Raw genomic sequence first — 23,260 nt, 5'->3', positions numbered from 1 at the left:
GCCTATGCCGTCTTTTTTTTAATTATTCTCAACATTTAATGCGCTTTTAATGTTTGAAGGTTAGTCTTATACGATGACCCTGGCTTCATAAGGGAGGAATGCATTATAAAAAAACCGAGAATAGCCGAATGGACCGAGCTCCGCGGGTTAGCTTTTTTGGCAATTGTTATGCAGCATAACATTGCTGAATATATTTATCGGACGGATATTGAACAGCCCGACTCCGTCATGTTAACGATGATTTATCATCTAACGAGATTTGGTACACCCACCTTTGTGTTTCTGTCGGGTGCGCTGTTATTCTACCATCATCGCCATGCCAGGCCGAATTATGTACGCTTCATCAGGAAAAGATTTGGGGATATTTATATACCTTTTATGATATGGACACTGATCTACTGGTTAGCTGTGCGCGTGTTTACCCCCGGCTTCTGGTCCTCCGACATGCCGGACCTGAGCAGCTTCGTACGGGAACTGTTTTTGCCGCAGACAGGATATCATCTTTGGTTTGTCCTGATGATTTTCCAGTTTTATATTCTGTTCCCGTTGTTTTTAACAGGGGCTCATGCTGTTCGTAAACGGCTGGAAAGCAAGCGCCACAGTCGCCTTACTTCTGGGCAGCGGACTCTAGCCATAATACTTGCCGCAGCGGCAATGTATGTGTGGCTTATGAAATGGTCGTATTATGATATGTCCGGCTGGACAGATCTTCTGTCTGAGCCTTGGTCGAGTCTGCTGGAATATCGGTCGTATTCGTGGATCATGTATTGGTTTTACTTTTTACTTGGAGCTGTATGCGCCTGGGCAGTTGAAAACTGGAGAAGCTGGACAACCAAGGCCCTCCCGTGGACAATTATCGTATTTATTATGATGTATATCTGGCTGGGATATGATGTGCTGCGTGGTTCGGAAGATACAATGAATCTTAACATCTCCACCTATCTGAAACCGAGCACTTTCATAATTATCATGGCTCAAATGCTTATGTTCTACGGTCTGCTGGCACTATTCCGCGATAAAGACCTGGGGTTCAGGCGCCTGCTTGCCTGGATTGGACGTTATTCCTTCGGCGGTTATCTGGTGCATGCTCTGGTGATCTATGCCATTGCCTATTTTACGAGACCTATGCATCTCAGCGGATGGCATCTACTCGCCACGGTACTGTCATTTGCGATTACCGTTGTTACCGCATTGGGCATCAGCTGGGGGCTGTCCAAGCTACCCGGGTCGCGTTTCACAGTTGGATTATCACGTATCCGTAACAAAGCTAAGGAATCCAATACGCTTAGCAGCACACAAACACGTGTAAATAGACAAGCTTCCCATTCAGGCTAATCCGAGCTCAAAGAGCACTCCCCTAATTTGTTAGGAGAGTGCTCTTTCATTTTCCAGCATAGCTTTCATTCAGCTTTTTTTGATACACAGCTCCTATTTCCCATCCGTCGCCGCTGCTCTTCCAGGTACATGCCCTGGCCGTACGGGAACCGGATGCTCCAGATGCTTTTGACGAACAAACCTTTGCAGATCACCCGTCAGCTGTTCCTTCAGCTGATTCACGAGCTGTGTTTCACTGATGCCCTTTGTCTGGGCTATTTCAGCCAGCGATTTGCCGGCATGCAGCTGCTCTTGTAGCTGTTCAGGAGTTATTCCGATATACCTTGCGATAGCTCCTTTATTGATCATCGAATGTTTACCATGATGTGCAAATTCTCTTCGCAATTCACGAAGCGGCGTGTTTACCACCTTTTTCAGCTTCACATCCATATCCGCTTTGGCTGCTGCAGCTTGTTCTTTCGTCAGACAGCCTTCTGCTACCGCTTTATCCAGACGCTCCGATAGTGTAGGCTTTAATTTTTGCAGCAATTGCTGTTCACTCAAGCCCTTGCGTTCCTTGGCGATCTGGGCAAGCGTATGTCCAAGCTCCATCTGCTGCTTCAGATCACGAAGCCCAATGCCAAGCAGCTCTGCAGTTTCACCGATCATAAACAGGCCATGGCCAGCATGAATACAGGGCTTCTTATGCTGTGTTTCTGATTCAGCAGATACTGCATTCCCCTGCTCCACAGGCATGGTAGAACTGGCCAATACATGTTGTCCAGGTACTACAGATATGATTACAGCAGCCACTGCGACTGCCACTCCTGTCTTCCAATTCGTTTTCATCTTTTTCCACCTTTCCTATGTCAAATATTCTCTGCCTCCCTAGTCTGATCCTAAATTACTGCTTTTTATGCTAAATCATACGAAATGTCATCAAATTTTTCACAAACGATCACAAAAAATCCTATATTTTTCAAAATATTTGAGATATACTGGATGTAACTTCTGGAGCTAAACATATGATTTCTATTTCGTGGCAGGAAGGACGTTACCCGATGATGCGGCGAGAATGGTTAGACCCGTATACCCCTGATGTAGAAGCCGTATTCGCTGCGGCAGAAGACAAGCTTCGACAATACCCTGAGCCACTGGCCAGGCACGCACTTGAACAGCTCCATCTGCTTCATCCTGTCAGAACAGGTTCTGGACTGAGCTGCATCGGTTATATCTCTCCATTATGGATGCACCACACCGATGGACTGCCATTGGACAAAGCACATCTGCTTGGCACAGCCTGTTTGCTGCATATGTTGTATTTTCTGAATATGGATGATGTTATGGATGAGCCTGAAGAGGATGCTGTAGCCAAGCTGACCCTAGGCAATCTATATTATGTTGACGCTCTTCAGCTCTACAGCCTGTTGTTTGAACCTTCATCCGTATTCTGGGTGCATTTCAGACGAGTTATCCAAGATTGGGCCGTAAGTGTAAATGGTGAACGACAAATCGATTATTTTCAGCTAAACCCACTTCTCATTGCCCAGAAAGCTTCACCCTCACAGCTTGGTGCCATCGGCTCACTACTTTTATTAGAACAACCGGCACGAATCCCTTCGATCTGTGATGCACTGAACATTGTGCTGATGACCCTGCAGATGACAGATGACTTCACAGATATGAAACAAGATGCTGTGCATGGCAATTACAACAGCTACCTCTCACATATATCCGCTGCTCTCCATCATGATTATGCAATTCATTCAGTGAACGATTCCATACTTAATCATATATATAATTCATACTTCATGGACAGCTACGCCGAGATTGCATCTCAGTTCAAAAGCACTTTGACATCTTATAACTCGGTATTACCACAATACATTGTATTGAATTCCTATTTGTACAGTGCATTGGTACAAGCCGTTCTGGATATAAAGCAGCGCAAAAAAAGACTTTATCAAGGCGGGTTTCACTACTGGATCAGCGAATCCTCATCTATGTTTCCTGAGAAAGGGAATGCTGATTCAGTTTAATTTAAATATGAAGGGAATGTTGGCTATGATGGTATCAGAGAAAACATTGCACGAGGACATTATTGAGAAGGCTTGGGCAGACGAGAAATTCAGACAACAACTGCACTCCAATCCAAAGCAAGCGCTTCGCGAGGCATTCGGTATTACGATTCCTGATCATATCAGGGTTCGTACGGTCGAGGAGCAGCAAAATGATTATGTGCTTGTGATCCCACCTAACCCTTCCAAAGTAAACTATGATGTCAATTGTGGTCCGTGGAGAAATTAAGCGTACCTGATTCGAGGCTCTGCGAACATTAACTTGAATAGAAATAAAAAAAGGGTAGAACATCAAGCCGGGTATCTTAGACGAGTTCATCATTCAATAAACTCGGGAAAAGATACCACAGCTTCTGTTCCTACCCCTTTGGTGCTTGTAAAGCTGATCTGCCCATTCATTGCTTCAACGATACGGAAGGTAACCATCATGCCTAATCCGGTGCCTTTGATTTTATTAGAGAAGTAAGGTTCCCCCAGACGGGATAAAGCCTCCTCACTCATGCCTTCTCCGTTATCCCGGACATGTACTTTGACTTTGCCTTCCTGCGAGTATGCCCAGATATCAATCTGACCTTGTCCCCCTTGGAGTGCTTCGATACTGTTCTTAATAATATTGATAAAAGCCTGCTTGAATTTCGAAGAATTGCCTCGAATATGAAGGTTCGGTGGAATATCTGTTGTTATTTTCCCGCCTTCCAGATTTGCCATCGGTACAAGTATGCCTTCGATATGATCAAATTCATTCGAAATGTTCAACGATATAATATGATCGAATTCCGGCTTCGCAAAAGTAAGGAAATCAGTAATAATCCCCGAAGCCCGATCAAGTTCCTCCAATGCAATTCGCACATATCCTTTGTTCTTGTTATCCTCCTGCTCGGTCATGAGCTGAAGGAATCCTCGAGTCACTTGAAGCGGATTACGAACCTCATGAGCTACTGAAGCAGCCAGTTCGCTAATAATTTCCATTTTCTCAGATCGCTGCAGCTCATTATTGAACAGTTCCAGTTCTTTGGAATACTGCAGCACTTTATTATGCTTTTCCGCAAAACGGCTTCCCAGAATCGCAATCAACGAAATCACAAACGCAACCATAGACCACTTCCACCAGAGCAGATGGTACGTGCCGTTGCGCTGATAGTACCACAACAGCTCAAGTACACTGATAAAAGAAAATATGCCAAAACCGGTGGCTAACAGAATGGCTTCACGATTGCGTTGTAATGCCTTGGCAATTGTACCAACGAACAGAATGGTCAGCAAAATAACGAGCACGAAGCCCACCACATTCTGCACAAACAGATTGTATAACCAATCCCATTGTCCGCCTGTTATGACGTATATAAACAATGAGAGAACAGCTACAACGGAATAGGCCCATTGAATTTTGCGTAGTTTGGTGAATATGCCATAGACCCCTGGACCAATTATTTGTTCAAAAAAATAACAAAGTGCAGGCATGCCCAGCAACATGGCCAGATCAAAAAGAAGAGAATACAAATCACCATAAACTTGATAGAACGTATACAGAAATTGTGAGTACGTTATAACCATGACTCCAATGGAGCCCATCACAACACATAATGACATCCACAAACCTTTATGAAATTGACCCAGGAAAAATGTACAGCTAAGCATAACAAGTGATGTAAATATAAACGTTGAACCCAAAATAACATCAATTAAACCGTTATGGATGTATTTTTCCTGCAACATGGCATAGGGCCCAATCTGAACATCACCTTTTATGCCCAGCCAGCCATTCTCATTTTGTGACCATATGTAGAGTGTATTCCCCGAGTTTTCAACAGATAAGGGTAAAAATACAGCATTATTATCGTAATTGTAATGATAATTTTCATATACTTTCCGATCTTCAAGATAGATTACGATATGCGTCCCTTTTATATTCTCAAAACGAATCGCTGAACTTTCATCATGCAATGGGGGAATCTTCAGACGGGTCCACAAGGAATCGGTATGCTGCATGTTCTGGCTTCTTACCATACTTCTGTCAGAGCCCTGCTTCTCCCAAATCTCGTCCTCGCCCATTACTTCGCTAATGAAGCCTTGATCGTTCGCGTCTCCCCATTTCACTTCCCATCCTGTGATGGCTTCAGGTTGCCGAACCTCTTCGGCTGCAGCAAACACTAACTCATGTGGCAACAGAATGCTCCATATCGTCATCCACAGGAGGATGATAGCTTTGGGCACATTTCTCATTCACAGCACCTCAAAGTGTTTATTTTCTCTTCACATGTATCCCCTCTATAGGATTCGCCACGATTGATCTTGTCACCTTCTTATTAAATACATAATTCACATTAAAGTAGATTAATAGATTTTTTTCCATTTTATTGTTGAAAAAAAGAACTACTCACGCAGGTCCTCGAATTGATTTACAATCATCTCACGTTCCTTTTGCTCTACTTTCATGCGAAACTCAAGCCACTGCTCCGTCTCATCATCATCGTAGATGGTCCAAATATCAGAGAACAGAAAATCACGCAGCTGGACTACCTGGCCAGCCCAAATTCCACCTACCCAGAATAGCCCGTCCGGACGCCGTATAACCGTACGGGAGAACCCGGGAGTCGAGGCCTTTTGTCCGATTCGAATACGGGTAATCATATTGCCGAGTGTATACCAATCCACAAGATCCCCCTCCTTGCATATTCAAGCTTCATCATACCATAGGCAAAACACGAATGGCTCTAAAAACAACAACAGGCGATTCAATCCACTGCATCGTGTGTAATGGTTTCTCAAAGCAACACTTACCAAACAAGGAGATGATTATGATGAACGAGCCACATCGTACGGTAGAAGTCGAACACAAGGATGTACAGTACAAATCAGATTCAAGCAAGGTCGCTTCCACTTTTATTAAATATGCTGCCTATATCATTATCTTTTTTGGATTTCTCTACTTCCTCGTGAAATATGTGTTTCCCAAATTTTAACGAACACGGACATAAGCCATACCCTTCTCGGGAATAATATCATGCTTGATAATACTGAAAACTATATCGTTTAAATCATTCATTCTAATGAAAGGAAGTGTTTTTCATGTCTGATAAACCCATCAGTAACGCAGAACGTGATCGTATGGATGAACAATTTCTGGAATCCCGCCTGGCTGAGCCTCCGCTGGAATCTGTACCTGATGCCGACCTGGTACAGCCCGGCAGCCCGGTAGACCCGGCCGCACCCGATCCGGATGCCCTGCACGGGACAGATCTGTTGAATGGCGCCGGGGCTGATGCCAAGCCTGAACGAAATATTTTGCCGCCGCGCTAGAAGCGAACCCGCAAAACATCTGAATCAGGGAGGTGTCATCGTGAGCAAAAATGCTGAGGAACGACAAGTCCATAAACCGGATAACCTGATTACTGAGAGAGATATTGATCCCGATTTTGGACTATTCACCGAAGATTCCTTTCCGGGCGCACTGGAGGATGAGGAGCAACGGGATGCCATTGAACATGCTATTCCCAAGGGACAACCTTCGGGCAAGCCGGCCTCGGGACAGGATTAACTTATACCACTCAATTTGTCATACGGGCAAAAAAAAACGTTTACGCGGCAGCATCAAGCTACGCAGGAAACTTGGGCCTAACCAAAGAGACCTCACGGGACGGGGTCTCTTTGGTTTCTTTGGTTTGATTACAAGCCCTGTCTCCATTTATACAGCAAAAAAGATGACCGCTACCTGCTCAGTGTCATCTTGATTTTTGCTTGTTGTCTCATCTTGCTTCAAGCTGCACAGCTATATTTATGGATTCACAAATTGAATGCGCCATCTATACACGTGACTGTTTCTCGGCAGTTGAACCTGCTCCAGGGAGCTTATGCTCCAATCTGGTCCATTTTACCGCAATTGCGGTGGCTAGAAGTGCAGCACCATTAATAATAAAGATCCAGCGTATCGGCAGCCAGCCACCAAGTATGCCTCCAATAATGGGTCCGGCCATCGTGCCAATCTGGGCTGCGGACTGGTTCAAACTAAAGGCACGTCCTCGAAATGCCGGTTCCGTAACCTGTACAATCATCGCATTGATTGCCGGGAACACCGCCGCGAAGAAAAGTCCATAGACAAATCTCAGGATACCAAACGCAACATAACCTGTTGTGAAAAACTGCAGCAGATTACCTACTGCTCCGCCAACAAGTCCAATCACCATCACTTTCCCAAAACCAATCCTGGATCCCAGCTTGCCCCAGCGTGGAGCCATAATAACTGTGGCTACCCCGACAGCCGAGAAAATAATGCCTGAGCTTAACGAAGCACGATCGGGCTGTATCCCCATCTCCATCACATACACGGTTAAAAGCGGTTCCAGAATCATAACCGAAAAGGTACAGATGCCCATCATGACAAGCACAGTAATGAACACACGGTTTGCTCTGGCTTCACGGATATCATCCATGACATGGGAGCGAGCCTTATTGCGGTTGAAGTTTTCTTCCTTGACCCAAAAGGTGGCAATGACCGCCGACACCAGCACAACAATCGCCGAAAATAGAAAGGCACTCCGATTGCCATAATAATGACTTACAAGTCCGCCAAGCAGTGGACCGATAATGCCACCTGTTGCTCCCGCCGTTGACATAATGCCCAGGGCATACCCGGTCTTCTCTTCAGGTGTATTCGTGCCGACCAGTGCAATCGCCGCAGGCACGAATCCGGCGAGCAGCCCTTGAAAAAGACGAACTACAATGAGTGAATATGGGTCCTGTACAAAAAAATTAATCAGATACAGGACAGCCAGGCTGTACCCTGAACGAATTAACATCGGCTTGCGTCCATATTTATCTGAGAGCGACCCCCAAAAGGGGGATACAAGGGCACTGGCAAGAAACGTAATGCCAAAAGCAAGCCCGGCCCAGAATTCCAGATGGTCACGAACTCCCAGATCATTGCTCAGAAATAAAGGCAAAAACGGAATAGAGATGGAATATGCCGTACTGCAAAAAAAGACACCGATCCATAAAATGACCAGATTACGCTTCCACAAGAAGTTCATATATCCGCACGTCCTTTCCGAAGCCGACGCCGGGACTGCCGTGTATGGAGCGAACGGAACAGACCCGTACGTCCCCCTGATGCGGAAGCATTTTCCTTATTTTACACCTATGCTTCTATGAAGACCATCCCCGTTCACCAGATTAACATGCCTTACATTGCCATTCTGCATCTGAAAACGGTATGATAGTTGAAGATCGAATCAAGGAGGATCATATTCATGTCTTTACGTTGGAAAAAAGCTACCGCAGTTTCGCTTGTACTGGCGATGCTGCTGATCGTTATGAGCGGGTGCGGACGCCCTGCAAACAATGCTTATCAAACGCCGGTTCCGGCTGTACCAGAAGGACCAGACCCGGTAGCAACGATTGAGATGCAGGATGGGCAGAAGATTGTAATTGAGCTGTATCCCAAGATTGCTCCCAATACGGTGTATAACTTCATCTCCCTTGCGAACAAGGGCTTCTACGATGGTCTGATCTTTCACCGGGTCATTCCAGGCTTTATGATTCAGGGCGGTGATCCGAACGGGAACGGTTCAGGCGGGCCAGGTTATGCGATTAAGGGTGAGTTTACCTCGAACGGTCATAAAAATCATTTGAAGCATACGCGTGGAGTTATCTCCATGGCACGCAAATCCGACGATCTCGATTCTGCCGGTTCTCAATTTTTTATCATGCTGGCAGACGCTGATTATCTGGATAACTCCTATGCTACTTTCGGCAAGGTAACCGAAGGAATGGACGTTGTTGACGGCATTGCGGCACAACAGATCGGTGAAGAAGACAAGCCTGTTACAGATCAGATTATGAAAAAAGTAACGGTGGATACCCACGGCATTGAATATCCGGAACCAGTGAAGATTACAACGGACACCAAGTAAACACGTTTACTCTGGAACAAACAAAAGCTCTGTTCTGTGCACTCGGCGCGGAACAGAGCTTATTTAATGATAGCGTTTACATTATTACCTTTATATAAATCCGTTTCATAGCGCAAAAGCAGCATCCTCAATGCATCCACCAGAGCAGACGCAGCCAGCCAATAATGGCAATCCATAGCGGGACGCTGAGGGCCATTCCCCATGCAAGCCCTTTCAACAAACTACGATTCACATGCACGAACAACGACTCCTTTCTCCAGGGAATAGTCGAAGTATCGGTATCATTATATGTTTTTATACCTGTGTTCATTCGCCATGCTCTCCCTTTTTTCCTGCCTTCCGGCTCCGACTTCATGGAATGAAAAGCGTGAACCTGATATACTAGGGCGTGTTATGATGTGTAAACTGATTCATGTTGCGAAAGGAGATGTTCCCTATGGCAAAATCCAAAAGACGCGCATCTGCTCCCAAAGCCCAGACTCAGGCACAAGACCAGCCTACAACGTTGAAGGATCTGCTCAGCAGTGATGTGCTGGAGAAGTTGAAAGCCCAGGCCGCTGAAGCCAAAGCGGCCGAAGCCGCGCGTAAGGAGCAAGAGCGTTTACAGGCAGAAGAAGCCCGCAAGGCTGAGCAGAAGCGGCGGGATAATGATTTTGAATACTTGCTGAATAACAGCTCAATGGACTGGAAGAAGCACAAGTAAACGAAAGATTGAAACCAATCACTGAATTATCGGGTGATTTGTAACACAAGGGGCCGAATCCGGCTCCTTTTTTAATATGCATGCATATGATTCACCTCTCCCGTGCCGGGTATTTAGAAAGTAAAGCGTCTAAGGATACTTTAGATCATGGAGGGATGAGTAATGGCTGAACAGCGTTTGCAAGGTAAAGTCGCCATCGTTACCGGAGGTGGTTCCGGGATTGGTCAGGCTTCCGCAATTCGATTCGCCGAGCATGGAGCAAAGGTCTACATGCTGGATCGCACTCCGGAGAACGCCGAGAAAACCAAGCATAGCATTGAGAAAAACGGTGGCGAAGCTTACGTCATCGAATGTGATATTTCCAAGCCGGAAGACGTACAAAAGGCAATTCAACAGGCAGCAGCCGAAGCGGGCAAGCTTGATATTGTTTTTGCCAATGCAGGAATCAATGGTGCAATGGCTCCGATTGAAACGATGAGTATCGAAGATTGGGACCAGACGATGGAGATTAACATGCGCGGTACGTTTGCTACAGTGAAGTATGCGATCCCTCATCTGAAGGAGCACGGTGGAAGCATCATTATCACCAGTTCGATCAACGGCAATCGGGTATTCTCCGGGATCGGTTTTTCTGCATACGCTTCCAGCAAGGCAGGCCAAACCGCTTTTACCAAAATGGCAGCACTGGAGCTGGCACGTTACAAAATTCGTGTCAATGCAGTCTGTCCTGGCGCGATTGATACCAATATTGGTGATAATACGTATCCATCGGATGATCTGAAGGATGTGCAAATTCCAGTGGAGTTTCCCGAAGGTCATGAGCACCCGCTCAAGGGTGAGCCAGGTACATCGGAGCAAGTGGCGAATCTGGTACTGTTTCTTGCTTCAGATGAAGCGTCTCATGTGACAGGCACTCGAATCTACGTGGATGGTGCAGAATCTCTTCTGCGTGGGTAGGTTATTCAACAGCTTCCCGTCTTTTAAAGTAAAAAATAACCCGCAAAAGCTCTGGCTGACCAGAACATCTGCGGGTTAATCTATTTCAAAGCTCGTACACCAACATTACAGTTTGGATTAAACCTGATGAGCCTTCGTCTTTCTTCTGTTGTGATGTTGTTTCACAAGATCAGGAATGGCAAAGAGCACGATATATAACATTGTAAATAACACAAGCGCCAATACCTCTTCGCCAAGAATGTAGACTGGGTAAGGTCCGAGCATATCGATCACCGATGGGGTATTCGGTTTATGTCGCAGAAACATATAATTTGCATCTAGCAGCACATCGGCAGCATACACCACCAAGGCTGCTATGTTCACAAAAATCATAGAGCCTGCCACGGATCGCCATCCTGGCCGGAACTGCTCCACCCACGTCATATACAGCAGAGCTAGAATAATCATCGCATGTGCGGTAAAAAATTGAATGAAGCGGAAATGGGCAAAATCATATCCCAAATTCGGCGTGACGATAGCCATCAAAGCTCCTGCAATGCCTGCGAAAAGCAGGGCAGAATACAGCCACCGTGTACGTGTTAATAATAATAATGCTGATAACAGCAATGTCAGGCTGCACAGCTCTAATGGCAGTGAGGTCTGTAGACTCCATATGCCCCCATACACATACCAGAGCTGCAGCACGATCTCACTGCCAATCATCATACTTGCCAGTCCTATACGCAGCAGCCGGCTCGACCGTTCTGACAGCTTGCGAAGCGAATGACGGAACAGGAATAACAGCAGCACAAGTAGAGCGATAATGATCATAGATATCAGATGTGAAGTCGAGAATGCTATAAAAGGCGCTGCATCATACGGGTCAAGCCAAGGTGCATAAACCATGCCTTACTTCTCCCCTTTGGACCAGGTTCACAGAAATGTGTCATCTAACCACTAAGATGGTAACTTTTCTCATTTTGCCACCGAACGATACAGCTGTCCAGTTTCATTTTAAATTTAGCATTGTTTTTTAAATATCTTTATGTTAAGATAAAAACAGAAACAAAACGTACTAAAAGTTAGTAACTTTAATAAGTATAATTATTTTATTTTCAGAGCCACATTATCCGATATCTAAACAAAGACGTTATTCATACCAAACCGTACAGCAGCTTTACACCTATATTGAAATTTTCAGGAGGAATCTATTATGTTAATCAAAGGACTTCACCACGTATCCGCACTTACCGCACATGCGGACCAGAACTACCGCTTCTATACTGACGTTATGGGTATGCGCCTGATCAAAAAAACGGTGAATCAGGATGACGTTTCCGTATATCACCTGTTCTATGGCGACGAGAAAGGCAATCCGGGTACGGAGCTGACTTTCTTCGAAATTCCGATGGCTGGCCGCACACGCGAAGGCGTGAACAGCATCTCGGCAACTTCCCTTCGTGTGCCAAACGATGCCGCCCTCCAGTATTGGGTGCAGCGCTTTGACGAGTATGAAGTACCTCATGGCGAGATTGTAGAACGCGGAGGACGTGCAACACTGGCTTTCACAGACTTCGAAGGCATGCGGCTGATTCTCGTTTCCGATGAGCATAATTCGGGCGTTGCTGGCGGCAAACCATGGGATCAAAGCTCTGTTCCAGCGGAATACGGTATTGTCGGATTAGGTCCCATCCATCTGACGGTACAAGACGCTTCACTCACTGCACCTGTTCTCACAGACCTGCTTGGCTTCAGAGCGAAAGGAAGCTATCCGGCCTTTACACCTGGTCAACCCGATGTGCTTGTATTTGAATCCGGCGAAGGCGGCAGCGGTTCCGAGGTTCACCTGGAAGAACGCAACGATCTGGAGCAGGAACGCCCTGGACGCGGCAGTGTGCATCATGTGGCATTCCGTGTAGATAATGAAGAGGAATTGAGACAATGGGTAGACCGGGTGCATCAGTTCCAATTCCCAAGCTCCGGCTTTGTAGACCGCTTCTACTTCCGTTCCTTGTATTTCCGGGAAGCGAACGGCATCTTGTTCGAGCTTGCTACAGATGGCCCGGGATTTGATACCGATGAGGACTTTGCCACGCTTGGAGAATCACTGGCCCTTCCTCCTTTCCTTGAAGGACGCCGCGCAGAGATCGAAGCCAATCTGAAACCGCTGGATACGATGCTTCGTTAAGAGTGACAAACGTGACAATCAGCACTCACATCATTATGCTTTTGCAGCAAAAATAAAAACGATTATCACGATGAAGCATCTCTCAATAAAAGCGGAGATGCATCGTGAATAATCGTTTTTTTATTAAGTCACCTTCGTTGGTGCACCCATGTAAATGTTCTATTTTACTTCGTTAGATACGATGTTGTGAGCGGTACAAACAGAGCTGAACCCGGATCTTCAGATACGATCTCGACATAGACTGCCTCCGTGCCTTTTACATCCACATCCAGACTTACCATACCATCTTCTGGCGTAATGTTCAGCTTTTTAAGAACTGCGAGATCCTGATCATAGATTTGAATCTCCTGATTTCCTTTCAGAGCTGCCAGCTCCAGATGCAGGGATGAATACTTTTTGCCCGTGTTGATCTGAATATCCTTTCCCTGTTTCGAAGGATCATTATGCAGATACACGTCTTTGTAATCCTTGCCTTTGTATGATGTTTCCGCAGGATCTTTGGTATGCCAAGCTGTAGATCCAAGCACTGATGTTCCGAGCGAGCTTAATGTTGATTTATTGCTAGTTACTGGCGTTGACCCATTTGTTCCACCGATCAGAACGGATGAAGTAGCACCATCATATGAGATTTCAGTTCCAAGCAGTGTACCAACCGCACGAACCGGCAAATACGTCGTTCCGTTATACGTGATCGGCAATACGGTTTTGCCGTTAGCATCCTTCGCTGTCACGGTCTCACCATTCAGCTTCAACGTAATTTTGCTATTCAAATACGCTTTGATCTGCTCCAGCCCCGTAGCTGCCAATGCACCTGTACCGATTCCAAGCGTCAACGTGCCCACCATTAAACCAAGTACGACCTTTTTCTTCATCAAATTCCCTCCCAGACGTTTAAAATGAGTTGTCCTTTATACATTTAAACGACTAAAGCGGCAATGTCAATGTGTTTTCCGAATTTTATCAAAACTTTATTATTGCAAGGCAGCACAAAATGAGGCTGCGGTTCCTGCTTTTTTTTCAGCCTCATTCAATAGTCGTATGTCCACAAGACAAATGCGTATGTTGTTAGGTATTCGTAGCTATGACCCATGCTGCAGCAAAGGATTCACATGTCATCTAATCAAAAGACTCGTAAAACTCCTCTTCATATACTTCCATACTATATTTCAGATCAGTCGCCTTCCATTCCCCATCCTGATACGTATAAGCAAACGTCAAATCCCCAGCATACAAACCTTCGCCATACGCACCCGAGGCAGACGCAACAAGCTTGCCATTCTCCACACTGTAATAAGTGACACGCCCGAACTGCAACTGATCATGAAAAGAGCCGTCACCAGCCGCTTTATCGAGAGTTGAGGTTTCAGCAGGAATTCCGTCCACCGCAACTTCAATCTTGATTTTGTCCGAAGCTGGTTCAACTTTGGAATCTACATGCTCTTTCACAATGTCATCCAGGGATTGCAGCTTCATCTCTTCCAGCGAATCGGGGTCAAGAATATGCACCCGCCCCAAATAAATGCCCGTGCCATGTCCTTCCGAGTACAGCACAACAATCTCTTTTTTGCCATCTCCATTCAAATCCAGCTCATGTACTTCAGGTTTGTAAGTTCCTCCTTCTGATCTCCAGTCACTGAACTCACGTTTCGTTCCATTGGCCTCTACTACAAGACCGTTATATATATAACCCGAGCCCTCCACATTCATAGGGTACACGAGCACATGCTCATTCTCTGGTGCGACAGATACATCATCTGCCTTAACCGGCATCGATTCTTGATTGTTGTTTGTATTATCTTTCATACCATCTATATAAGAAGCTTCGACCGTTACGGCCTGGCTTGAGGAATCATCTATAGTAAGCTGTTGTTGCGACTCATTGGTCGTTTTAGCAGTTGAGGTTACTGAAAGTGTAGCTACCGCCAAAATAATCATCAGCAGGATACCTGTCCAAGTTTTCAATATACTGGGCTCCTTCTTTGTCGTGATAATCCTATTATATCTTCATTTATCGCCCGCGCGTTGCAATTTTGTTAATCTTTCTTAAAAAAACTTTACAAATCCTTAATTCCGCGAAAAAACGTTCGGCTTTAACCATAATAAGCTAATTTTCATCTCAATATAAGTTGAACTAAAGAATTTACACAATCCACTCCGATGACAGAATAACCTGGAGAGTAGCGGTTATCCCCGGATTTTTTCGATTCCCTTTTCCATAAGGGAAAATCCGGTGATAAAGGCGACCGCTCCGCTTTTTCAGGTTTTTTCTGTCCTCTCCGTTCACGTGTAAATGAATAGTTTAACTTAAATCCTATTCTATAAAAAAAGAAAAAGCATTTCGGAAACAGCTCAAGGCTGCATCCGAAATGCTTTTGTTTTTTCAAGCAGTCGATCCGTCAACTGCCTTAACTCCTCTGCCGAGGAAGAAATCTCTTGCATGATCGCTGTCTCTTCATGAGCCGCGTCCATAATTCGTCTGGCCTCATCCGAGAATGAACCCGCTTTTCCCTGAATTTCTTTCACGTGACCATGTGTCAGCTCAACACGGCCCGTCTGCTCTGCTATTTTGGAACCAATCTCATGTGCACCCTGCATAAAGACTTCAACTGCACCTGTCAGCACATGCAATGTTTGATCCACCGTTACCGTGCGCTCTGATTCGTTGACCACCAGACCATGCTGTTCATGACTTAGCTGTGCCGTCTCCCGAATTCGCTGCTGCACACGGCTGATCAGCTCATTGATGCGATGTACGGAATCTTTACTTTCGTCAGCAAGCTTGCGAATCTGCTGGGCCACAACGGCAAAGCCCGCTCCCTCTTCTCCTGCCCGTGCTGCTTCTATAGAAGCGTTCAAGGCAAGAAGTCCTGTCTCTTCCGCGATATTTTTAACGGACTGTGTAATCACTTCAATATCAGACGCTTCCTTCTCCAGCAGCAGCATGATATCGCGGGAGCGATTGTGAGATGCAGCAAGCTCGTCCATGCCCTTCATCAGTGAGGAAAAAGTCTGTTTGGTCTGCTCCACCGATTGCTCCATCTGACCGGATAAGTCCGTCATACCCAGAGATTGCTTCTGCATCCGCTGGAAATCATGCAGCATTTCATCTGCGGTCATGAGGGATTGCTGTGACGTGTGCTTCTGTTCCTCAACCCCTGTAGCAATGTGTTCAACCGCATCCGACATCATCTCGATCTGCTCGGCAGCCTGTGTAATCGCCTCACTGAGAGACTGGGCATTCTGCGATGTCGTTCTTGTGCTATCCGTGATATCGTTCACAATTCCACGAAGGTTAGAAACCATTATGCGAAAAGCATCATATAATACGGTAAGCTCATCCTGTGAACGCCTTGCAGAAACTTCAGCCGTCAGGTCACCAGAAGATACCTGCTGTGCCACTTGAGACAGCTTCACAATGGGACGAGTCAGATAACGCGAGGCTATCCATCCAAGGATACCGTTCCAGCACACACCCATCACTAAAATAATGGTGATGTACAACCAGCTTGGGATATCTAATGAAACCCAATCCTTAACAAAAAATATAAAAAAGCCGCTTGTCCCATATGTAATAATTGAAATAAGTATTAAACCTGCAACTGTCTTCGCTCCCAAATTCCACTTCATTTTCACACCCCGTAGTCCTTTTTTCCTATTTTACCAATCATACACTAATTTTCTTGTGACATATATCACTGAAAACGCTCTATTTCGCCCTTTTCCCCTATTCATGCATGACTTTCATACCATATAGCTCATAATGATAAGACAAGCTTAGGTGCCCCTCCCCTGCTGCTCATTATTCTTGATATGAATTTTGAATTCCCCAATTTAAATTATTATCGGTTAAACCGAAAGAATCATTTAGCTTGGCATCTATTTTGCTTAAATGATATACTGAGTGCGCTTCAGCAGTGCTGGAGACGAACTATTTCTATGATGCCACTGGAGGCGAACGAGATGTCTACTATGTCCACTCGGACGGAGAAAGATTTTATCGGCGAAAAAGAAATCCCAGCTTACGCGTACTATGGAATTCAGACGGTGCGGGCTGTAGAGAACTTCCCGATTACCGGCGTTCCGGTTCACCGCGAACTGATTACAGCGCTGGCTGCGGTCAAAAAGGCAGCGGCTATGGCGAACATGGAGCTGAAAATGCTGCCTAACAAAATCGGTGAAGTCATTATTATGGCAGCGGATGAAATGATGAAGGGCCATCATCTGGATCATTTTATTGTAGACTCCATTCAGGGTGGTGCTGGCACCTCCATGAATATGAATATGAACGAAATTTTGGCCAACCGCGGACTTGAACTGTTAACCAAAAACAAGGGAGATTACTTCCACTGCAATCCAAACAATCACGTGAACATGTCTCAGTCTACGAATGATGTTGTGCCGACAGCGCTGCGCATTGCAGCCTATCGTCTCTCGGAGACACTTCTTGGTACGATGAAAAGGCTTCAGGACGCTTTCCACCAAAAGGAAATCGAGTTCAACGATGTTGTCAAAGTGGGACGCACCCATCTTCAGGATGCCGTGCCGATCCGTCTTGGTCAAGAATTCGGGGCTTATGCCCGCGTAATCGGACGGGATATTGAACGTCTTGAATATGCTAACAAACGTATGCTCTCCATTAATATGGGTGCAACGGCTGTGGGTACAGGGCTCAATGCAAAGCCTGAGTATATCGTAAAGGTTACCGAGTATTTGTCCGAAGTGACCGGTCTCCCGCTCAAGACCGCAGATGATCTGGTAGACGCTACACAGAACACCGATGCTTATCTGGAATTGTCGGCTGCTCTGAAAGTTTGTGCAGTCAGCTTGTCCAAAATCTGTAATGACATTCGATTGATGGCTTCAGGACCTCGTGCCGGACTTAACGAGCTGCGTTTGCCACCTCGTCAGCCGGGCTCTTCCATTATGCCAGGCAAAGTCAATCCGGTTATGGCCGAAGTGATCAATCAGGTGTCCTTCCAGGTAATGGGTAATGATCACACCATCTGTATGGCTTGTGAAGCAGGACAATTCGAGCTGAACGTTATGGGGCCAGTAATTGCCTTTAACCTGCTGCAATCTCTGAAAATTATGAATAACGGTATTGACGTATTTACTAGATATGCGGTGGAAGAAATGGAAGCCAATCGGGAGCGCTGCGAGTTAATTATGAAGCAGAGCTTCAGTGTTGTAACCGCATTGAATCCGCACCTCGGTTATAATGTGGCTGCCTCCATTGTCAAGGAAGCGCTGAAGACCGGCATGAGCTTGCAAGAAATCATCCTGGAGCGTGGTTTGCTGACACCAGAAGAACTGGAAGAGATTTTACATCCCGAGCAGATGACAACTCCAGGTATTGCCGGAGAGCATTTCCTGCGCAATATGGAGCGGTTGTAAAATCATTCTGATATCGCCAGCAGCACTAAAAATCCCTGTTGTCCGTTCGTTCGGATAACAGGGATTTTTCAGTTGCATGCACTGTTACTTCAGAGACATGTGCACATCTGCTGCTCATTACTCCCTTGGTCAGACCCAGCGTTTCCGTTCCAAAGATGGCAGAATACGCAGCTCGTCTCTGTATTTCGCAACCGTTCTTCGCGAGATCACAATGCCTTCTTCAGCCAAAACAGCAGCGAGTTGGCTGTCAGAGTAAGGCCTTCTCACCGATTCGGAACGGATAATTTCCTTAAGCCGCCGTTTCACAGCCGATGAGGAGGTCTCATGACCGGACAAGGTTTTCACACCCGTATCGAAAAAAGCTTTCAAGGTATACATCCCGTACGGGGTTCGTATGGTTTTGCTATTCACAGCACGACTCACCGTAGATTCATGCATGTCAATTCTCTCCGCAATGACTGCCAGATTCAGCGGCACGAGCGCATCTGGCCCCTCGCTCAGAAAACGCTTCTGTTCATCCATCACTGCTGTAATAACACGAAGCAGCGTTCTTCGTCTCAATTGCACACTGCGCAGGATCGCCCGTGCCTCAGCTGCCCGATGCACCCAACGTTCACCGGGAGATGCCTCTCTGATCCAGCTGCTGAAGGCTTCATTCATAGATACCCGCAGGTTACCTGCTGTGTACAAGCTGAGTACCGTCTCGCCGTTCACCAGCTCCACAGCCGCATCAGGAACAACATAATGCGGAGATTCATCGCTGCCGATCGAGCGGCATGGCTTCGGGTCTAATTGGGTGATATAGTCATATGCCCGTTGTGCTGCTTGCGCGGTTATGCCAAGCCTGCCTGCCATTCGTCCCGGGTGAAAAGGGACAAGCTCTTCCAGCCCCGCCTGAACCATCTGCGCCGCATGCGGCACAGCCGAAGCATCACGCTGAATCTGCAGCAGCAAACACTCTTGCAAATTCCGTGCACCCACGCCAGCAGGCTCAAGGGATTGCAGCAGCTTCAAGCCAGCAGTGACCTCATTCATGGACATCCTCAGGTCCGATTGCACCTCGGTCAGCTCAATCTTCAGATATCCGTTGCCATTCAGGCATCCGGCCAAATAGACAGCAGCTCTTTTCTGTTCTTCCGGGGCGATCACAATGCGAATCTGGGAAGCCAGCACCTGCTCAAGTGTAGGCTCTGCACGTCTCGCCTGAAGCAAAGGATCATACACACCATGCCATAACCGCTCAGTTCCTCTGGCTGACCTGTACGGAGAAAATGGTATTTCCTCCAGCTCGAGCAGTGGATTTTCCGCCGCGGCATCCTGCAAATAACGAATCAGCTCCTGACCCGACAAGGTCAGCACATGCAAGGACTGCTTGATCTCCGGCGTGATGGACAGCCGGAGCCGCTGCTCCTGTACCAACTGAACACCTAACATCCGTTGTCCTCCTTCTGTCGCACTGGACATGATTGACTGGAACGCGAAATAAATTAATGTTTACACGGAGCACTCTCTGAGGACAGATTAACCTTCCCCATCGGTCCTGGTCAATATTTTTCAGACACCAGCTTCGCCTGTGTAAATAACAGCAGGTAGTCTCTGCCGCCTGCTTTGGAATCCGTGCCCGACATGTTAAACCCGCCGAACGGATGTGTGCCTACCAAAGCCCCTGTACACTTGCGGTTGAAGTACAGATTGCCTGCGAAATATTCACGTCTCGCCTGCTCCAGATGTGCCCGATTACGCGAGATAACCGCCCCGGTCAAGCCATAATCCGTATTGTTGGCAATCTCCAGCGCCTCCTGAAATGAATCGGCCTTGATAAAAGCCAGCACCGGACCAAAAATCTCCTCCTGAGCGATCCGGGCCTGCGGATCCACATCCGCAATAATCGTAGGTTCGACGAAATAACCTTGGGGATCTCCTGTACCTCCACCATGAACCAGACGACCTTCCTGCTTGCCGATTTCAATATATTCAGTGATCTTCGCATAGGCTTTATCGTCAATGACAGGCCCCATGTAACTGTACATTTCAAGCGGGCTGCCTACCGTCAGCTTCTGCGTACGCTCAATCACCTTTTGTAATACTTCATCATATACATCCTTATGAATAATGGCACGGGAACACGCAGAACATTTTTGTCCCGAGAAACCGAAGGCTGATGCTGTGATGGATTCGGCCGCCAGCTCCAGATCACTGTCACTGTCAACCAAGATGGAATCCTTGCCGCCCATCTCGGCGATTACACGTTTGATCCATTTTTGCCCCGGAGCTGTTTTTGCAGCGCGTTCATTGATTCGCAGACCAACATCCCGTGAACCCGTGAAGCTGATAAAACGTGTCAGAGCATGATCTACAAGATAATCCCCAACATCACTTCCTGGTCCCGGCAAGAAATTCACCACGCCGTCCGGCAGCCCCACTTCTGCAAGCAGTTCCATGAATTTGGCCGCAATGACCGGTGTTGTACTCGCCGGTTTTAGAACTACCGTGTTGCCTGACACCAATGCAGCCGAGGTCATGCCTGCCATAATCGCTAGCGGGAAATTCCACGGCGGAATGACGATACCTACACCGAGCGGAATATATGTCAGCTCATTATCCTCCCCCGCGATCCGTACGAGCGGTTGAGGTTCACTGAGCCGCTGCATTTCCCGAGCATAAAACTCCATAAAATCGATCGCTTCAGCGGTATCTGCGTCTGCCTCAGGCCAGGTTTTCCCCGCCTCATAGACCATCCAGGCGGAGAATTCATGCTTGCGGCGGCGCATAAGTGCTGCCGCTTTATACAGATAACGTGCCCGCTCGTTCGGGTCCGTGTGCTTCCAGGTGTGGAACGTTTCTGCCGCTGTCTGGATGGCCTTCTCGGCCAACTCCTGATCGGCTTGGTGAACTGTTCCGATCACCTGATCCTTCGCAGCCGGGTTCACGGAATGTAACGTACGGCTGCCGGTTATTTTTTGACCGCCAATGATGATCGGATATTCCCGTCCAAGCTCGGATTGCACCTTGCGGAGTGCGTCCTCAAAGGCTTCCCGGTTCTCCTGCACCGCAAAAGCTGTAAAAGGTTCGTTAACAAATGGAATGTTCATCAATGATTCCTCCTTCAGGATGTGGGCTCTACTCACTAAATAATTCGAACATAGATAATTACACGAGCACTCCGATGACAGAATAACCTGGAGAGTAGCGGTTATCCCCAGATTTTTTTTGATTCCCTCTTCCAAATGGAAAAATCCGGTGATAAAGGCGACCGCTTCGCTTTTCCAGGTTTTTTCTGTCCTCTCCGTTCCTTGTGTAAAATCGCAGCTCGGACTCATGCAGCACTTACGTCTCATTCAAATATATGAAGCAAGAAGCGTGCCAACTCCGCTTGAAAATGAAATATTTTTTTTGAATTTCGCGGAGATAAAAATGTTCATAAAAAAATTAGGGCATCAGCAATTGCATACAGCAGCTTTTGGCACGTTTTTTGCTAGATATAGAAATACACAATCATGAATTATTAAGGAGGAAGCACGATGAGTGTCGGAACCGAACTATACCGCAAAACGTTGTTAACCGTGGCTGGCAATAAAGCAGTAGAAAGCCTGTCCCTTAAATACGGTAAAAAGCTTGCAGGCAAATTCATTGCTGGCAGCACGCTGGAAGAGGCGCTTCAGGAAATACGCAAATTAAACAGCAAAGGTATTATGGCGACACTCGATCATCTGGGAGAGGGTATCACTCATCTGAACGAGGCGGCCCTTTACAGAGATGAGTATGTAAGGCTGGTTGAGGGCATAGCACACAGCGGAGCCGACTCTAACGTTTCACTGAAGCCGACCCAGATGGGGCTGGCACTCGACCCCGAAGCCGGTTATCAGAACATTCGAACCGTTGCCGCCAAAGCGAAGCAGCATGATCTGTTCGTGCGCATTGATATGGAGGATAGTCCATTCACACAAGCCACACTCGACCTGGTACGAAGACTTCATGCAGAAGGGTTGGATAATACAGGTACTGTATTACAGGCTTATTTGCATCGAACGGAAGAAGATACACGTGACATGATTCGAGAGGGCATTCGGCTGCGCCTTGTCAAAGGGGCCTATAAAGAGCCTGCCACTGTTGCGTATCAGAGTACAGCCGAAGTGATGCATCAGTTCAAAACGATGATTCGTCATCATCTTGATCAGGGCGTGTACACCGCTGTCGCTTCACATGATGATCACATCATCAACTGGACGAAACAGTACGCCAAGGATCGGGACATCTCCCCCGATGCTTTCGAATTCCAGATGTTATACGGCCTGCGAATGAGCGAACAGGAGCGTCTGGCACAGGAGGGTTATCGCATCCGGTGTTATGTACCGTACGGAACGATGTGGTATCCATATTACACCCGCCGTCTGGCTGAGAAACCGGCCAACCTCTGGATGGTGCTCAAAAACATGTTTCGTTAACCGTGTACCGCTCCGATCTGCACCCTGTCTTCCACAGCATCCGTCCGAACCATAACATGTCGTACACAAGAGCGCTTCAAACGACGCCATGCCTTTCACAATATCGCCCCATACTATACCATGCCTTCCTTCATCCATACCGGATCGCATGGTTTTTTCATTTTACTCGATGTCTAAAAATCAAGATGCATTGAATTTTATGTTCAAAAAATTAGACATCATTTAAATTTTTCGTTCAATTCCCACCTTCACTTGATGTTCTCACCTGTTCCCCAGCTATCCTTCCAGCCCCG

Annotated in this window: 23 protein-coding genes; 12 read left to right on the top strand and 11 right to left on the bottom strand. The window is 46.7% G+C overall.

The genetic code is table 11. The features are described 5' to 3' along the window. Positions 1-87: 87 nt before the first annotated feature. Complete coding sequence (locus ACQSGY_RS16725; protein ID WP_427179457.1) at positions 88-1,335, top strand: acyltransferase; 1,248 nt, start codon at positions 88-90, stop codon at positions 1,333-1,335. Positions 1,336-1,428: 93 nt separating this feature from the next. Here the strand turns inward: ACQSGY_RS16725 and ACQSGY_RS16720 are convergent, their stop codons facing one another. Next, the gene (locus ACQSGY_RS16720; RefSeq protein WP_427052711.1) at positions 1,429-2,163 is read right to left on the bottom strand and encodes a hypothetical protein; all 735 of its coding nucleotides are present in this window, start codon (positions 2,161-2,163) and stop codon (positions 1,429-1,431) included. A 176-nt stretch (positions 2,164-2,339) separates the two neighbouring features. Here ACQSGY_RS16720 and ACQSGY_RS16715 point away from each other — a divergent pair, with 176 nt between their 5' ends. Both ACQSGY_RS16715 and ACQSGY_RS16710 read left to right on the top strand, forming a co-directional pair. Further along, positions 2,340-3,353 (top strand): hypothetical protein, encoded by a 1,014-nt coding sequence (locus ACQSGY_RS16715; RefSeq protein WP_427052710.1) that lies wholly within the window; start codon positions 2,340-2,342, stop codon positions 3,351-3,353. Positions 3,354-3,360: 7 nt separating this feature from the next. Beyond that, complete coding sequence (locus tag ACQSGY_RS16710; protein WP_253299192.1) at positions 3,361-3,621, top strand: NHLP leader peptide family RiPP precursor; 261 nt, start codon at positions 3,361-3,363, stop codon at positions 3,619-3,621. Between the two features lie 89 nt (positions 3,622-3,710). On the opposite strand, the gene ACQSGY_RS16705 is transcribed toward ACQSGY_RS16710, so the two are convergent. Continuing rightward, a complete protein-coding gene (locus ACQSGY_RS16705; protein ID WP_427052709.1) occupies positions 3,711-5,558 on the bottom strand; it encodes an ATP-binding protein in 1,848 nt (615 codons plus the stop codon). Between the two features lie 207 nt (positions 5,559-5,765). Further along, positions 5,766-6,047, bottom strand: a complete 282-nt coding sequence (locus tag ACQSGY_RS16700) for a hypothetical protein (protein WP_184188713.1) — start codon at positions 6,045-6,047, stop codon at positions 5,766-5,768. A gap of 143 nt (positions 6,048-6,190) precedes the next feature. Here ACQSGY_RS16700 and ACQSGY_RS16695 point away from each other — a divergent pair, with 143 nt between their 5' ends. From ACQSGY_RS16695 to ACQSGY_RS16685, 3 genes are all read left to right on the top strand, one after another. Then, a complete protein-coding gene (locus ACQSGY_RS16695; RefSeq protein ID WP_167433920.1) occupies positions 6,191-6,355 on the top strand; it encodes a hypothetical protein in 165 nt (54 codons plus the stop codon). A 106-nt stretch (positions 6,356-6,461) separates the two neighbouring features. Then, positions 6,462-6,692, top strand: coding sequence for a hypothetical protein (locus tag ACQSGY_RS16690; RefSeq protein WP_184188900.1), 231 nt, complete (start codon positions 6,462-6,464; stop codon positions 6,690-6,692). Positions 6,693-6,732: 40 nt separating this feature from the next. After that, positions 6,733-6,930 carry a hypothetical protein gene (locus ACQSGY_RS16685; RefSeq protein WP_289375142.1) on the top strand — a complete coding sequence of 66 codons (198 nt, stop codon included), beginning with the start codon at positions 6,733-6,735 and terminating at the stop codon, positions 6,928-6,930. A gap of 265 nt (positions 6,931-7,195) precedes the next feature. Here the strand turns inward: ACQSGY_RS16685 and ACQSGY_RS16680 are convergent, their stop codons facing one another. Continuing rightward, complete coding sequence (locus tag ACQSGY_RS16680; protein WP_427052708.1) at positions 7,196-8,419, bottom strand: MFS transporter; 1,224 nt, start codon at positions 8,417-8,419, stop codon at positions 7,196-7,198. Between the two features lie 219 nt (positions 8,420-8,638). On the opposite strand from ACQSGY_RS16680, the gene ACQSGY_RS16675 reads away from it, so the two are divergent. Next, positions 8,639-9,301 carry a peptidylprolyl isomerase gene (locus tag ACQSGY_RS16675; protein WP_427052707.1) on the top strand — a complete coding sequence of 221 codons (663 nt, stop codon included), beginning with the start codon at positions 8,639-8,641 and terminating at the stop codon, positions 9,299-9,301. Positions 9,302-9,428: 127 nt separating this feature from the next. On the opposite strand, the gene ACQSGY_RS16670 is transcribed toward ACQSGY_RS16675, so the two are convergent. After that, on the bottom strand, positions 9,429-9,611 hold the full coding sequence (locus ACQSGY_RS16670) for a hypothetical protein (RefSeq protein ID WP_216516764.1): 183 nt from the start codon (positions 9,609-9,611) through the stop codon (positions 9,429-9,431). A 126-nt stretch (positions 9,612-9,737) separates the two neighbouring features. Here ACQSGY_RS16670 and ACQSGY_RS16665 point away from each other — a divergent pair, with 126 nt between their 5' ends. Further along, positions 9,738-10,004: a YqkE family protein gene (locus tag ACQSGY_RS16665; RefSeq protein ID WP_427052706.1), complete on the top strand. Its 267-nt coding sequence runs from the start codon at positions 9,738-9,740 to the stop codon at positions 10,002-10,004. 162 nt (positions 10,005-10,166) lie between these two features. Next, positions 10,167-10,961 (top strand): SDR family oxidoreductase, encoded by a 795-nt coding sequence (locus tag ACQSGY_RS16660; protein ID WP_216515994.1) that lies wholly within the window; start codon positions 10,167-10,169, stop codon positions 10,959-10,961. A 117-nt stretch (positions 10,962-11,078) separates the two neighbouring features. Here the strand turns inward: ACQSGY_RS16660 and ACQSGY_RS16655 are convergent, their stop codons facing one another. Continuing rightward, positions 11,079-11,846 carry a TIGR02206 family membrane protein gene (locus ACQSGY_RS16655; RefSeq protein ID WP_427052705.1) on the bottom strand — a complete coding sequence of 256 codons (768 nt, stop codon included), beginning with the start codon at positions 11,844-11,846 and terminating at the stop codon, positions 11,079-11,081. Positions 11,847-12,153: 307 nt separating this feature from the next. Between ACQSGY_RS16655 and ACQSGY_RS16650 the strand changes: the two genes are divergently transcribed. Beyond that, positions 12,154-13,128 carry a ring-cleaving dioxygenase gene (locus ACQSGY_RS16650; protein WP_427052704.1) on the top strand — a complete coding sequence of 325 codons (975 nt, stop codon included), beginning with the start codon at positions 12,154-12,156 and terminating at the stop codon, positions 13,126-13,128. A 164-nt stretch (positions 13,129-13,292) separates the two neighbouring features. On the opposite strand, the gene ACQSGY_RS16645 is transcribed toward ACQSGY_RS16650, so the two are convergent. The 3 genes from ACQSGY_RS16645 to ACQSGY_RS16635 form a co-directional block, all read right to left on the bottom strand. Further along, a complete protein-coding gene (locus tag ACQSGY_RS16645; protein WP_427052703.1) occupies positions 13,293-14,000 on the bottom strand; it encodes a stalk domain-containing protein in 708 nt (235 codons plus the stop codon). Between the two features lie 244 nt (positions 14,001-14,244). Further along, on the bottom strand, positions 14,245-15,090 hold the full coding sequence (locus ACQSGY_RS16640) for a hypothetical protein (RefSeq protein WP_427052702.1): 846 nt from the start codon (positions 15,088-15,090) through the stop codon (positions 14,245-14,247). Between the two features lie 387 nt (positions 15,091-15,477). Next, positions 15,478-16,755, bottom strand: coding sequence for a methyl-accepting chemotaxis protein (locus ACQSGY_RS16635; protein ID WP_427052701.1), 1,278 nt, complete (start codon positions 16,753-16,755; stop codon positions 15,478-15,480). 333 nt (positions 16,756-17,088) lie between these two features. On the opposite strand from ACQSGY_RS16635, the gene aspA reads away from it, so the two are divergent. After that, positions 17,089-18,522, top strand: a complete 1,434-nt coding sequence (gene aspA / locus ACQSGY_RS16630; protein ID WP_427052700.1) for an aspartate ammonia-lyase — start codon at positions 17,089-17,091, stop codon at positions 18,520-18,522. Between the two features lie 129 nt (positions 18,523-18,651). Here aspA and rpoN read toward each other — a convergent pair whose 3' ends face one another. Together rpoN and pruA are read right to left on the bottom strand one after the other, a co-directional pair. Continuing rightward, positions 18,652-19,956: an RNA polymerase factor sigma-54 gene (gene rpoN / locus ACQSGY_RS16625; protein ID WP_427052699.1), complete on the bottom strand. Its 1,305-nt coding sequence runs from the start codon at positions 19,954-19,956 to the stop codon at positions 18,652-18,654. Between the two features lie 110 nt (positions 19,957-20,066). Further along, on the bottom strand, positions 20,067-21,614 hold the full coding sequence (gene pruA / locus ACQSGY_RS16620) for an L-glutamate gamma-semialdehyde dehydrogenase (RefSeq protein WP_427052698.1): 1,548 nt from the start codon (positions 21,612-21,614) through the stop codon (positions 20,067-20,069). A gap of 429 nt (positions 21,615-22,043) precedes the next feature. Here pruA and ACQSGY_RS16615 point away from each other — a divergent pair, with 429 nt between their 5' ends. Then, on the top strand, positions 22,044-22,967 hold the full coding sequence (locus ACQSGY_RS16615) for a proline dehydrogenase family protein (RefSeq protein ID WP_216515973.1): 924 nt from the start codon (positions 22,044-22,046) through the stop codon (positions 22,965-22,967). The last annotated feature ends 293 nt before the right edge of the window (positions 22,968-23,260 follow it).

Origin of the sequence: Paenibacillus sp. TC-CSREp1 (assembly GCF_050171015.1) — a bacterium.
Classification (GTDB): Bacteria; Bacillota; Bacilli; order Paenibacillales; family Paenibacillaceae; genus Paenibacillus; species Paenibacillus silvae.
Note: the sequence above shows the minus strand (reverse complement) of the source record. Positions and strands in the feature narration are given on the sequence as shown.